The sequence below is a fragment of the Streptomyces sp. NPDC051563 genome (assembly GCF_044454225.1).
GTDB lineage: Bacteria > Actinomycetota > Actinomycetes > Streptomycetales > Streptomycetaceae > Streptomyces.
This window is the reverse complement of sequence record NZ_JBITDL010000015.1, coordinates 49563-62406: the sequence shown is the minus strand read 5'-3', so window position 1 is coordinate 62406 and position 12844 is coordinate 49563. Positions and strand designations below refer to the sequence as shown.

Below are 12844 nucleotides of genomic sequence, written 5' to 3'. Positions count from 1 at the left end.
ACCCCCTCCGCCCCGGTCCGTAGCTGCACCGACCAAGTCACCCCCGGAGGAGCCGAGTTGCTCACGAGGGAGCTGTTCGCCGCATGGGAGGCGCTGGAGGAGAGTCCCACCGCGCGGCTCACCGACGCCCTCGGCGTCGCCGCGCCCCCGCACCGGCGGAACGCCGCCTGGGCCGTGGTCACCGTGACGGGTTCGCGACCCCGTGACTTCGAGGAGAACCTCGGCCGCACCCGAGGGCGGCTGCGCGCCCTGCTCGGCGCCCTGGCCGGGGCGGGGTGCCCGGACGCCCACGCCTGGCCCCGCCCCTTCGAGCGGACCGGGACCCTGGCCCGGTACGCGATCGGCCTCGGCCACACGCCGCCGGACGCACGCACCCTGGCGTCCGTGGCCGGGCCCTGGTCCGCGACACTGCCCGGCACCGAGGTGACGTGGGCGGACTGCGGGACCGTCCCCGACCTTCCCTGACGTTGCCCGAGCTTCCCCGACCTTCCCCGACGACAAGTAACGAACGCGGGAAGGGCACGGGCCGACCATCGGACCCCACCCTCCGAACGTCGTGAGCGGTCCCGACGGGAGCTCCGCCCCGCCCAGGGCATGCCCTACGGATCAGACCGGACCCGCGGTGACGGACACCGCGGGCCGATCCTCCCCGACCCGAGGGGCACGCCCTGACCGGCACGGCGGGACGGAGCGGTCAGAGCATCAGTAGAGTCCTGTGAAGTTTTTTCGTCAATACTTTTCACAAGGATTGAAGAAACTCCAAGTTCACAGGCCTGATGCACGTTTGACACGTCATTGGATCTTCAGTTCATGAACGCTCAAACCCTTGACGGCCCAGGCGCCGGGCAGTTCACTCACGCTTCGATCCCCCCGGATCCACAACGTCAGGAGTAGCCCCGCATGCCCCTCCTCTCCGCCCACCCACCCCACCGCGCGCCCCGCGCCTCGCGTCCGTCCCGGCTGACCGTGGCTTCCCTCGCCGGGGTCCTGGTCGCAGCCCTCCTCGTGCTCCTGCCGAGCACCGCGGCAACCGCCGCCCCCACGCTCCTCTCCCAGGGCAAGCCCGCCACCGCCTCCTCCTCCGAGGGTGCCGGCACCCCCGCCTCCGCGGCCGTCGACGGCAACAACGGGACGCGCTGGTCGAGCCAGTTCTCCGATCCGCAATGGATACAGGTGGACCTCGGCGCGGCCGCCCAGCTGAGCCAGGTCGTCCTGCGCTGGGAGACCGCCGCCGCGAAGGCGTACCGCGTCGAGCTGTCCACGGACGGCACGAACTGGTCCACGGCCTACTCCACGGCCAACGGCACGGGCGGCGTGCAGACCCACGACATCACCGGCACCGCCCGCTACGTCCGCGTGTACGGCACCCAGCGGACTACCGGATACGGCTACTCCCTCTGGGAGTTCCAGGTCTACGGGACCACCGGCGGCACCGGCCCGCAGCTCCCCGGCGGCGGTGACCTCGGCCCCAACGTGATCGTCTTCGACCCGTCCACGCCGAACATCCAGGCCAAGCTGGACCAGGTCTTCGCGCAGCAGGAGTCGGCGCAGTTCGGCTCCGGGCGCTACCAGTTCCTCTTCAAGCCGGGTACCTACAACGGCCTCAACGCCCAGATCGGCTTCTACACCTCGATCTCCGGCCTCGGGCTGAGCCCGGACGACACCACCATCAACGGCGACGTGACCGTGGACGCGGGCTGGTTCGGCGGCAACGCCACGCAGAACTTCTGGCGTTCGGCCGAGAACCTCGCGCTCAACCCGGTCAACGGAACCGACCGCTGGGCCGTCTCCCAGGCCGCCCCGTTCCGCCGGATGCACGTCAAGGGCGGCCTCAACCTCGCCCCGTCCGGCTACGGCTGGTCCTCGGGCGGCTTCATCGCCGACTCCAAGATCGACGGCCAGGTCGGCAACTACTCGCAGCAGCAGTGGTACACCCGTGACAGCTCCATCGGCGGCTGGTCCAACGGCGTGTGGAACCAGGTCTTCTCCGGCACCCAGGGCGCGCCCGCGCAGGCCTTCCCGGAGCCCCGCTACACCACCCTCGACACCACTCCGGTCTCCCGCGAGAAGCCGTTCCTCTACCTGGACGGCGCCGAGTACAAGGTGTTCGTCCCGGCCAAGCGCACCAACGCCCGCGGTACTTCCTGGGGCAACGGAGCCCCGCAGGGCTCCTCGATCCCGCTGAGCCAGTTCTACGTGGTCAAGCCGGGCACCAGCGCCGCCACGATGAACCAGGCGCTGGCCCAGGGCCTGCACCTGCTCTTCACCCCGGGCGTCTACCACGTCAACCAGACCATCCAGGTCAACCGTGCGGACACGGTCGTCCTGGGCCTCGGCCTCGCCACCATCGTCCCGGACAACGGGGTGACGGCGATGAAGGTCGGCGACGTCGACGGGGTCAAGCTCGCCGGTTTCCTGGTCGACGCGGGCCAGGTCAACTCCCCGAGCCTGCTGGAGGTCGGCCCGGCCGGCACCACCACGGACCACGCGGCGAACCCGACCACCGTGCAGGACGTGTTCATCCGCGTCGGCGGCGCGGGCGCCGGCAAGGCCACGGTCGGCATGGTGATCAACAACCACGACACGATCGTCGACCACACCTGGATCTGGCGCGCCGACCACGGTGACGGGGTGGGCTGGGAGACCAACCGCTCCGACTACGGGTTCCGCGTCAACGGTGACGACGTGCTGGCCACCGGCCTGTTCGTCGAGCACTTCAACAAGTACGACGTGGAGTGGAACGGCGAGCGCGGCCGCACCATCTTCTTCCAGAACGAGAAGGCGTACGACGCCCCCAACCAGGCCGCGATCCAGAACGGTTCGGTCAAGGGGTACGCCGCCTACAAGGTCGCCGACTCGGTCAACACCCACGAGGGCTGGGGCCTGGGCAGCTACTGCTACTACAACGTGGACCCGACGATCCGTCAGGACCACGGCTTCGAGGTCCCGGTGAAGCCCGGCGTGAAGTTCCACGACATCCTCGTGGTCTCGCTCGGCGGCAACGGCCAGTACGAGCACGTCATCAACAACACCGGCGCACCGACCTCGGGGACCTCGACGACCCCTTCCACCGTCGTCTCCTTCCCCTGATCACCTCCTGACGCCCGGTTCGCGGGGCGGCCACCGGCCGCCCCGCGTTTTCCGGGGCAACCGAGAGAGCGCTCTCCCACCCTGCGCCCTCTCCTCCCCTCCCTCCACAAGGAGCTGAACCCAACGATGCATCTCCGACCGCGGGCCCTGTCCGCACTCCTGGTCTCGGCGGCCATAGCCGTCACGGCCGCCGCCGGTCTCGGCGCCACCACGCTCACCGCGCAGGCCTCGCCCGACTCCGGGGCCGTCCACATGAACATGGACCACTCCGCCGTGGCGGCGGTCGCCGGGGGCGACGACCCCGACGGCGACGGCTACATCCCGGCCGTCCCGCAGGTCACCGGCGTGACCCCGTCCTGGAACAACCCGCCGGACCGCTACTTCCACGAGTTCCAGGCGAACTGTTCGGTCACGAAGACCGCGCCCGACGACCCGATCGTGTTCGCGGGCCGGCCCGGCGCCTCCCACGACCACACCTTCATGGGCAACACCGGCACGGACGCCAACAGCACCACCGCCTCCCTGAGCGCCGGCAGCACGGCCTGCACCGCGGTCGGCGACCTGTCGGGCTACTGGATGCCGACGCTCCTCAACGGCACCCAGAAGATCCTGCCCACCGGCCCCCAGACCATCTACTACAAGACCGGGGTCACCGACTACACGAGCGTGCGCCCGTTCCCCAAGGGTCTGCGCTTCGTCGTCGGCAGCCCGACCCAGACCGCGGCGGAGTTCCGCGCGCACAAGGGCTGGGTCGAGGGCTGGGAGTGCGGCGAGAGCTTCAAGAACACCGAGTTCCCGGCGAACTGCCCGGCCGGCTCGCAGCTCAACATCCGCATGCAGTCTCCGAGTTGCTGGGACGGCAAGAACCTCGACGTCCCGGACCACAAGGCGCACATGGCCTACCCGGTGACCAAGCCGGGCAACAACGACAACGTCTGCCCCGCCTCCCACCCGGTCGCGGTCCCGATGGTCGAGTTCAAGATGGCCTTCCCGGTCAGCGGTGACATGTCTCAAGTGAGGCTGTCCAGCGGGTCCGGTCACACCTTCCACTACGACTTCTTCAACGCGTGGGACGAGCGCACCCTGAACGCCATGGTGGAGCACTGCATCAAGGGCGGCCTGCAGTGCAACAACCGTGGCTACGACCAGTTCCACCCGGAGGCCGGTACCGTCCTGGGCCCCGACGGACGCCTCCCGTAGGCGCCCGCTCCCCCGTCGGTCCGGTACGTACGCCTGCGCCTGACCCGGCGGGACACCGGCCACGGCCACGCCCTGTTCCCCTTCGGTCCTGCGCCTGATCCCCGGCAGGACACCCCGTACGCCCCGCGCGCCGCCCGGAACCCACCCGGGCGGCGCGCGGTCGTGCGTTCCGGCTCAGACCTCCAGGACGATCTTCCCGGCGGTGTGCCCCTCCCGGCTCCGTTCGAATGCGGCCGCCAGCTCCGCGAGCGGGAAGGTCTCGGCGACGGTGACGGTGAGCTGCCCGGCGTCGGCCAGCCGGCCCAGCTCGGCGAGGTCGGTCCCGGCGGGGCGCACCCACATCCACTGGCCGCCGGAGCCGAGCACCGTGTTGTCGGCGATGGAGGCGTGCCGGCCGCCTTCGGCCAGGACCGCCAGGGTGGTGTCGAGGACTCCCCCGACGAAGTCGGCGACGACGGTGACCCCGTCGGGCGCGAGGGCGCGGACCCGCTCGGCGAGGCCGTCACCGTACTCGACGGGTTCGCAGCCCAGCTCCCGCAGCCGGTCGTGGTTGCGCGCGGAGGCGGTGCCGATGACGCGCGCCCCCAGCGCCCGGGCGATCTGCACGCCCAGCGAGCCGACGCCGCCCGCGGCCCCGTGCACCAGGACGATGTCCTCCTTGCCGGTGTCCAGGCGCGTCAGCAGCTGGTAGGCGGTGAGGCCGGCCAGGGGCAGCCCGGCGGCCTGCTGCCAGGTCAGGGAGGCGGGCTTGGGCGCGAGGGCCCGTACGGGGACGGTGACGAACTCGGCGAAGGTCCCGCCGTGCACGTAGTCCTTGCGGGCGTAGGCGACGACCTCGTCGCCGGCGGCGAACTCCGGGGTGTCGATGCCCACGTACTCGACGGTCCCGGCCACGTCCCAGCCGGGGACGACGGGGTACACGACGTCCATCAGGCCGTCGAGACCGCCCGCCATGATCTTCCAGTCGACGGGATTGACGGAGGCGCAGCGGACCCGCACGAGGACCTCGCCGGGCCCGACCTTGGGTACCGGGATCCGGGTCTCGGAGAGCACCTCCACTCCGCCGTACGTGTCGTACGTCATCGCCCGCATGGTGCCCTCTTGGTCCTCGGACATACCTCTCGCCTCTCCGTGCGCCGTTCACCTGTCCCCCGCCCCCCATCCCACCACGAAGTACCGCGCCCGTCCCGGGAGGAGGGGCGGGCGCGGCGCGGCGCGAAGAAGGCCGGCCGAAGGACCCGGGGAATTAATTTAGGACGTGAGATAAGCGGCGCCGGAGGATCGCGCCCGGCGGTTGCGCACGGTATGTTGCGATCGATGTCAGGGGCGGAAGGAGTCAGATGACGACGGGGCGCAGTGGACGTACGGTGCGGGACCTCCGCAGGGGCAACCGCAGCGCCGTGCTGCAGCAGTTGTACTTCGGAGGGCCGCTGAGCCGGCAGGAACTGGGACCCGCGACCGGGCTGAGCTCGGGATCCGTCAGCAACGTGGTCGGCGAACTCGTCGCGGACGGACTGCTGGAGGAGGCCGGCGTCGTCGACTCGGACGGCGGCCGCCCGCGTACGCTGCTGCGCGTCGCGCCCGGCAGCGCGCACATGATCGGCATCGATGTCGGCGAAACCCGGGTCAGGGTCGAGCTGTTCGACCTGACGCTCACCGAACTGGCGCGCACCGAGCTCCCGTTGCAGCCGCGCGGCTGCTACGACGTCGGCCCGATCGTCGACCACATCAGCAGCGGGATCGCCACCGTCCTGGAGCGGGCCGGGATCGGGCCGGAGCGGCTCCTGGGGGTCGGTGTCGGCGTGCCCGGCATCGTCGACCGCGATGCACCGGGCGGAACCGTCGTCCACGGGCAGACCATCGGCTGGGACGCCGTCCCGCTGGAGGCGCTGCTGCGCGCGACGGGGGCCGTACCGCCCGAGGTCCCGTACATCATCGACAACGGTGCGCGCACGCTCGGCCAGGCGGAGATGTGGTTCGGCGCGGGGCGCGGGGCCCGGGACGCCGTGGTCGTGCTCTTCGGTTCCGGTGTCGGAGCGAGCCTGATCACCGACGGCTCCCCGGACGACGCCACCACCGGGGGCGCGCCGCTGGAGTGGGGCCACCTCACGGTGCAGGTCCGCGGCCGGCGCTGCCGCTGCGGGGCGCTGGGCTGCCTGGAGGCCTACACGGGGGCGGAATCGCTCCTGGCGCAGTGGGCGGAGCGGGGCGGCGGCGGGGAGACGGCTCCGATTGTCTCCCCAACGGCCGCCGCGGAGAATGCCGTTGAGGATGCGGTCGCCCGGGACGAGGAGGACGCGCTGGCCGCGCTGCTGGCGGCGGCCGGTGACGGGGACAAGGTCGCTCTCGACCTCCTGGAGGAGACCGCGGAGTACCTGGGCGCGGGCCTGTCGGACGTGATCAACCTGTTCCAGCCGGAGCGGATCCTGATCGGCGGCTGGGCCGGCCTGATGCTCGGTCCGCACATCCTCACGGCGGTACGGGAACACGCGATGCGCTACTCGCTGCGCCATCCGGCCGCGCGGGTCACCATCGACATGGGCTCCCTGGGCCCGGACGCGGTCACGGTGGGCGCGGCCACCCTCCCCCTGGCGGCCTTCTTCGCCGCCGGCGGACGGCGCACCCCGCCGGAGCCCGCGGCGGAGGCTCCGGGCTGGCAGACCTCGCTCCAGACCCGCGGCGGCCCGACGGCGGCCGGGGCGTAGGAGGGCCCTACCCGGCCGGGGCGGGCGGCGGCGAGACGCCGTGCGCACCGTCCCGGCGGCTACTCTGGCGACCGCCCGGCCGAGGAACCCAGCGGACCGAACGCAGCGAACCGAATACAGCTGACCCGAACGGAACGGACGGAGCCCCCATGATCCTCCCGAAGATCCGGGACCCCCGGCTCGTGACGATCCGCCGCGGCGGGACCCTCACCGACCCGGACCATCACCTCCTCGCCCTGTGGGCGGCATCCTGCGCGGAGCACGTCCTCGGCCTGTTCGAGTCGGCTCGGCCCGAGGATCCCCGGCCGCGCCGGGCGATCGAGCACGCCCGCGCGTGGGTGCGCGGCGAGGTGACGATGACCGCGTCCCGCGCGGCGGGCGGCCATGCGATGGGCGCCGCCCGGGACCTGCGCGGGGCGGCCCGGCACGCCGCGTACGCAGCGGGCCAGGCCGGCGCCGTCGCCCACGTCGCCGCACACGAGCTCGGCGCGGCCGCCTACGCGGTCAAGGCCGCCCGCGCCGCGGCGCCGGAGGGCGAGGGCGATGCGGCGGGCCGCCGGGAATGCCGGTGGCAGCGCGAGCAGCTCCCGGAGGCGATCCGCGCGCTCGTCCTCGACGACCAGCGGCTGCGGAACGGCATCTGCTGGTCGGCCTTCGACTGCTGAGCATCCCGCTCGGGCCGAGCACGCGGCCTGAAGTCCCGGACACCGACTACCCGTTGGGCCGTGCCGGCACGCAGTGACGGCCGGCGTCGAAGCCGATGAGCGGGCGGCCGCGCTCCTCTTCCCCCTCCGAAACCAGCACCACCGGCCTGCGCAGCCGGTGGCCGACCGCGCGGAGGAACCGGCTCAGCACGTCCCGGGACGGCCTGCCGGTCTTCGGGACCGGCGCCCGCCGCGCGGCAGTTCATGCGGAGTCGCGGACCACCAGCTCCGGGTCGAAGAGCACCGCCGCCGGGTCCGCGGGGGCCGTGCCGGCGACCCGGTCCAGGAGGAGGCGGACCATCTCCGCCGCCATCTCCTCGACCGGCTGCCGGACCGTCGTCAGGCGGGGCCTGGCCGCCACCGCCGCGCCGGAGTCGTCGAAGCCGACCACCGCCACGTCCTCGGGGATCCGGCGGCCGTGTTCGCGCAGTACCAGGCAGGCGCCCTGGGCCATCAGGTCGTTCGCAGCGAACACCCCGTCCAGATCCGGGCGTTCGGCCAGCAGCGCGCGCATCGCCTGCTCGCCGCCGTCCAGCGTGAAGTCCGCCTCGGCCACCCGTACCGCCGTTCCGTCCAGGGCCTCGCGGAAGCCCGCCACCCGGTCCCGGCTGGCCGGGACGTCCGCCGGGCCGCCGATCGCGGCGAGCCGCCGGCAGCCCCGGGCGAGGAGGTGCCGCGCGGCCAGCGCCCCGCCCTCGCGGTGGCGCAGGTCGACCCAGTCCAGCGGGATCCCGGGCGCCGGCCGGGCGAAGAGCACCGCGGGCAGACCGGCGCGGGCGAGCAGGCCGGGCAGCGGGTCCCGGCCGTCGGTGGTGACCAGCAGCGCCCCGTCCGCACCGCCCTGGGTGAGGTACGCGACCACCTGTGCGCGGTCCGCCTCCCCGTCGGCGAACAGCAGCACCGGATGCACCCCGCGCGGGCGCAGGGCCCGTACGACCCCGCTCACCACCCGCCCGAAGAAGGGGTCCTGGAACACCCGGCCGGTGTCGGCCCCCGCACCCGAGACCACCAGCGCCACCGCGCCCGAGCGCCGGGTCACCAGCGAGCGGGCCGCGCGGTTCGGTACGTATCCGGTCGCGGTGACGGCCTGCTGGACGGCCTGCTGGATGGCGGGGTCCACGTTGCGGACCCCGTTCACCACGCGGGACACCGTGGCCCGGGACACCCCGGCGGCCCGGGCCACGTCCTCCAGGGTCGGGGCCGTGCCGGTGCCGGTGGCCGTGCCGGTGCCCGTACCGGTGGCCGTGTTCGCTGCGTCCATATCGGCACTGTAGCCGCCCGCCCCCAGGCCCCTCCCGGGCCCCGGCCGGGCCGCCGGACCGCCCCCGGCCGCACCCGCGGGCCCCGGTCCGGAGGCCCTTACGCGCGGGTCCGTGCGCGGATGCGTGCGTACGCCACGATCCGCCCGGCAGCGTGCCGCGGGAGTTCGTTCTTGCTGGTCCGGCAGATGGTCGCGGTGTAGCCTGCGGCGATCCCAGGTGTGGGCACGACACGGGGTATTGCGTCACACAGGAGGCTCATATGTCACATCGTCCGGTCACCATCGTCACCGGTGGCAGTCGGGGGATCGGCGCCGCCACGTGCGTCCGGCTCGCCGCCGACGGGCACGACCTCGTCCTCGGCTATCTCCACGACGACGACGCCGCCAAGGCCACCGCCGACCGGGTGCGGGAGGCCGGCGGGCGGTGCGTGACCGTGCGCGGCGACACCTCCGAGGAGTGCGGCGTGGAGCGGCTCTTCGACATCGCCGGAGCCGAGTTCGGCTCCGTGACCGGGCTGGTCAACAACGCCGGAGTCACCGGCACCCCGGGCCGGCTCGCCGACATCCGGACCGAGGACCTGCGCCGCGTGCTCGACGTGAACCTGTTCGGGTACCTGCTCTGCTGCCGCCGGGCCGCCCGGGACATGGCCGAGTCGGGCGGCGGCGCGATCGTCAACGTCTCCTCCGCGGCCGCCACCTTGGGCAGTCCCGGCCGCTACGTCCACTACGCCGCGACGAAGGCCGCGACCGACACCCTGACCCTGGGCCTCGCCAAGGAGCTGGGCCCGGACGGGATCCGGGTCAACGCCGTGGCTCCCGGCATCATCGACACCGACATGCACGCGGCCATGGGCGACCCCGACCGCCCGGCGCTCGCGGCCGCCGAGATCCCGCTCGGGCGGGCCGGACAGCCGGCGGAGGTGGCCTCGGCCATCGCCTGGCTGCTGTCCGCGGACGCCGCGTACACGACCGGTACGATCCTGCGCGTCGCCGGCGGGCGCTGACCGAACGGGCCGTGTCAGCCTTCGGTTCCGAAGGCCGCGCGGGTGGCCGGGCCGTAGATGCCGGGCGGGTCGCCCTCGATGCTCCTGTTCTGCTGGAGCTGACGGACACCCCGCCGGGTCTGCTCGTCGTAGACCCCGGTGACGGACACGTACGTGAACCCCTGCGCGTGGAGCCTTTCCTGCAGGGCGCGCACCTCTGCCCCGCGGTCCCCCGGCCCCAGGGTCCCGCCACCGCCCGGCGTCGGGCGCGTGCCCGTCGGGCCCGCGGGCTTCGGGTACCGGCTCGTACTCGGCGAGGGGCCCGAAGAGGGCCGCCCCGTGGCCGGCGGAGCCGTCGCGGACGGGCCTCCGGGCGCGGGCGGGCTCACGGACTCCCCGGCGGGCGCGCTCTCCTCGCCCGCCCCCGGGCTGCGCGCGGGAAGGACCGGCACCGACAGCTGCGGCGGGACCACGGTGCGCGGCGGCTCCCGGTCGGGGCTGCGCAGGAGGAACGCGAGGGCCCCCGCGGCCCCGAGTGCCAGCAGGGCGAGTCCCACGAGGGGGAGCCGGCTCCCCCGCCGGTCGGCCACCGGAGCGACCGGAGCCGCCGCGGCCCCCGAAGTCCGCGAGGCCGCCGGGGAGTCGGTCCGCTCCGCGGGCGCGGGGTCCGCACCGGGTGTGCGCGAGGGCCCGGGCGCCGCGCCGGGCGCCCCGAAGCGCGTCGGTACGTGGATCCGCCCGGACTCCTCGGGCCAGGCGGGCGCGGAGGGGCCGGGCAGCGGGCCCGAGGGGGCCACGTAGGGGCGTACGAGCAAGCGATCGTCTTCGGGCACGATCCCACTCTCATCGGGGTCGGGGGACACGGTGGTTCACGGTGGGTGCGGGGGCCGGCGCGGCGGTGCGGTGCCGGCCCCCGCACCCGGCCCGTCAGGTCCTGCGCCGCCGGGCGGACAGGACCGTCCCGGCACCGGCGCGGGCGCGCCCGGTCCGGGTGGTGGTGTTCGACCGGCGCACTCTTTCTCCAGGAGATGCCCCAGGTCAAGCCGGATGTCCGATCCGCCCCATCCGCCCCGACCTGGCATGACCTCTTCACCGGAACCGACCCCTCGGGAGCGGTCTCTCTGCCAAGGTGGGAGGTCGGCCGTCCGAATTGCGGACGGCCAACTCCTGTACGGGGGTCTGTCGCCGGGGTCCATGGGCGGGTCTACCGTCTACCGCTGATCGGCCGGTGAGGCGTCCCGGGGTCCGGGGAAGCCGCCGGATTCGGTACCTGTCCCGGTCTGAGTCCCTGTCTGAGTCCCTGTCTGAGACGTCGTCTGGGTCCCTGCCCGTGCCGCGGTCTCGGTGGCGGCGGCACCGGTCGCGGGCGCCTCGCCCCCGCCCGCGACCGTGCGCGTGGCCGTGCGGGAGGTCGTGCGGGAGGTCCCCGTGGTGGCCCGGACGGTGACGGCGGCCAGGGCCATCAGGGCGGCTCCGCCCCAGGCGGCCGCGGGTACCGAGATTCCGTCGACGGCGAGACCTCCCCCCAGCGCGCCCGCGGCGATCGCCAGGTTGAACATCGCCACCATCAGCGAGGAGGCGGCCTCCGCCTCGTCCGGTGCGGCCTTGATCATCCAGCTCTGGAGACCGACCGAGACCCCGCCGTACACGAACCCCCAGGCCAGCAGCAGCACCGTCCCGGCGACCGCTCCCGGCACCGTGGCGAGCAACGCCAGGATCACCGCGAGGGAGGCCCCGACTGTGAACAGCGCGCGGTACGGGTCGCGCGCGCCCGCCAGGAAGTTGCCGGCGACGCCCGCCACTCCGTAGCCGAGGAGGAGGGTGCTCACGTACGCGGTGTCCACGCCGGACACGTCCTCCAGGATGGGCCGGACGAAGGTGTAGGCGGCGAACTGCCCCGTCACCAGCAGGAAGGTGACGGCCACCCCGGCCCGGACCGCGCGGTTGCGCCGGAGCAGGGACGGCAGTTGGGCGAAAGTGATGGTCCGGGTCGGCGGCAGCGCGGGGAGCAGCAGGAGCAGCGCGGCCAGGGTGAGGACTCCGAGCCCGCCCACGGCCGCGAAGGCGAAGCGCCAGCCGCCGAGTTCACCGAGCAGGGTTCCGGCGGGGACGCCGAGCACCGAGGCGGTGGGAACGCCGCCGAAGACGAGCGCGGTGGCCCGGCCGACGTGGTGCGCCGGGACGAGGCGGACGGCGAGGCCGCCGGCTATGGCCCAGAAGCCGCCGACGCTGACCCCTACGAGCAGCCGGGCGGCCAGGAGCAGCCCGAAGCCGGGCGCGAGGGCCGCGACCAGGTTGGCTACGGCCATCAGGGCGATCAGCACGACGAGGACCCACCGCCGGTCGAGCCGGCCGGCGCCCACGGTGACGAGCGGCGCGCAGAATCCCGCGACCAGCCCCGGCACGGTGACCATCAGCCCGGCGGTGCCGTCGGAGACGCCGAGGTCGCCGCTCACGGAGGTGAGCAGGCCGACGGGCAGCAGCTCGGAGGTGATGAGGCAGAAGATGCCGAGCGACACCGCCCCGACGGCTCCCCAGCCCCGCCACCCGGCGACGGGCCGGTCCGGTGCGGCCGCCGCGCCCTTCCCGGAGATCTCGGCTCCGTCGGGCGATCCGGGGGTGGAGACGGGGGTGGACATGGGGGCGGAGGTGGGGGCGGAGGTGGGGGCGGGGGCCGGCGGATGCTTCGGCTCCGGGGACTGCGGTTCGTTGCCGGGCGCGGGGGCTGCGGTCATGGGGCGAGACTCCATACGGGGCAGGCAGGCAGACGGGCGGACGGGCGGACGGGCGGCCCAGCCGGAGCGTTCCCGCCGCTCGGGCGGGTCCGGCCCGGTGAGCCGGCACGGCGGCGCGGAACACCGGAGGTCGCGCCTCCCCCGGCATCCGCACTGTCGTTCCCCT

At 73.7% G+C, this 12844-nt stretch carries 10 protein-coding genes; 6 read left to right on the top strand and 4 right to left on the bottom strand.

Translation table 11 applies throughout. From position 1 onward, the window contains the following. Nucleotides 1–57 precede the first annotated feature (57 nt). The 3 genes from ACIA8F_RS19165 (at nt 58) to ACIA8F_RS19155 (ending at nt 4290) form a co-directional block, all read left to right on the top strand. On the top strand, nt 58–465 hold the full coding sequence (locus tag ACIA8F_RS19165; RefSeq protein ID WP_399380135.1) for a hypothetical protein: 408 nt from the start codon (nt 58–60) through the stop codon (nt 463–465). A gap of 435 nt (nt 466–900) precedes the next feature. Continuing rightward, entirely contained in the window at nt 901–3090 is a 2190-nt protein-coding gene (locus tag ACIA8F_RS19160; RefSeq protein WP_399380133.1) for a discoidin domain-containing protein, read from the top strand. A gap of 126 nt (nt 3091–3216) precedes the next feature. Then, nucleotides 3217–4290: a DUF1996 domain-containing protein gene (locus tag ACIA8F_RS19155; RefSeq protein ID WP_399380131.1), complete on the top strand. Its 1074-nt coding sequence runs from the start codon at nt 3217–3219 to the stop codon at nt 4288–4290. 174 nt (nt 4291–4464) lie between these two features. Here the strand turns inward: ACIA8F_RS19155 and ACIA8F_RS19150 are convergent, their stop codons facing one another. After that, nucleotides 4465–5382, bottom strand: coding sequence for an NADP-dependent oxidoreductase (locus tag ACIA8F_RS19150; RefSeq protein ID WP_399380377.1), 918 nt, complete (start codon nt 5380–5382; stop codon nt 4465–4467). Nucleotides 5383–5630: 248 nt separating this feature from the next. Here ACIA8F_RS19150 and ACIA8F_RS19145 point away from each other — a divergent pair, with 248 nt between their 5' ends. Continuing rightward, the gene (locus ACIA8F_RS19145) at nt 5631–6995 is read left to right on the top strand and encodes an ROK family protein (protein ID WP_399380129.1); all 1365 of its coding nucleotides are present in this window, start codon (nt 5631–5633) and stop codon (nt 6993–6995) included. A 149-nt stretch (nt 6996–7144) separates the two neighbouring features. Further along, nucleotides 7145–7660: a putative immunity protein gene (locus ACIA8F_RS19140; protein WP_399380127.1), complete on the top strand. Its 516-nt coding sequence runs from the start codon at nt 7145–7147 to the stop codon at nt 7658–7660. A 241-nt stretch (nt 7661–7901) separates the two neighbouring features. On the opposite strand, the gene ACIA8F_RS19135 is transcribed toward ACIA8F_RS19140, so the two are convergent. Next, nucleotides 7902–8960: a LacI family DNA-binding transcriptional regulator gene (locus ACIA8F_RS19135; RefSeq protein WP_399380125.1), complete on the bottom strand. Its 1059-nt coding sequence runs from the start codon at nt 8958–8960 to the stop codon at nt 7902–7904. A 260-nt stretch (nt 8961–9220) separates the two neighbouring features. Between ACIA8F_RS19135 and ACIA8F_RS19130 the strand changes: the two genes are divergently transcribed. Beyond that, a complete protein-coding gene (locus ACIA8F_RS19130; protein WP_399380123.1) occupies nt 9221–9964 on the top strand; it encodes an SDR family NAD(P)-dependent oxidoreductase in 744 nt (247 codons plus the stop codon). Between the two features lie 14 nt (nt 9965–9978). On the opposite strand, the gene ACIA8F_RS19125 is transcribed toward ACIA8F_RS19130, so the two are convergent. Together ACIA8F_RS19125 and ACIA8F_RS19120 are read right to left on the bottom strand one after the other, a co-directional pair. After that, nucleotides 9979–10776, bottom strand: a complete 798-nt coding sequence (locus tag ACIA8F_RS19125; RefSeq protein ID WP_399380121.1) for a peptidoglycan-binding protein — start codon at nt 10774–10776, stop codon at nt 9979–9981. A 378-nt stretch (nt 10777–11154) separates the two neighbouring features. After that, a complete protein-coding gene (locus ACIA8F_RS19120; RefSeq protein WP_399380119.1) occupies nt 11155–12678 on the bottom strand; it encodes an MFS transporter in 1524 nt (507 codons plus the stop codon). Between the last annotated feature and the right edge of the window lie 166 nt (nt 12679–12844).

Bases quoted from the DNA above. Each gene is read 5' to 3' on its own strand.
- ACIA8F_RS19160 (WP_399380133.1), top strand. From the start codon at position 901: ATGCCCCTCCTCTCCGCCCACCCACCCCACCGCGCGCCCCGCGCCTCG.
- ACIA8F_RS19140 (WP_399380127.1), top strand. From the start codon at position 7,145: ATGATCCTCCCGAAGATCCGGGACCCCCGGCTCGTGACGATCCGCCGC.
- ACIA8F_RS19150 (WP_399380377.1), bottom strand. From the start codon at position 5,382: ATGCGGGCGATGACGTACGACACGTACGGCGGAGTGGAGGTGCTCTCC.
- ACIA8F_RS19145 (WP_399380129.1), top strand. From the start codon at position 5,631: ATGACGACGGGGCGCAGTGGACGTACGGTGCGGGACCTCCGCAGGGGC.
- ACIA8F_RS19135 (WP_399380125.1), bottom strand. From the start codon at position 8,960: ATGGACGCAGCGAACACGGCCACCGGTACGGGCACCGGCACGGCCACC.
- ACIA8F_RS19130 (WP_399380123.1), top strand. From the start codon at position 9,221: ATGTCACATCGTCCGGTCACCATCGTCACCGGTGGCAGTCGGGGGATC.
- ACIA8F_RS19155 (WP_399380131.1), top strand. From the start codon at position 3,217: ATGCATCTCCGACCGCGGGCCCTGTCCGCACTCCTGGTCTCGGCGGCC.
- ACIA8F_RS19120 (WP_399380119.1), bottom strand. From the start codon at position 12,678: ATGACCGCAGCCCCCGCGCCCGGCAACGAACCGCAGTCCCCGGAGCCG.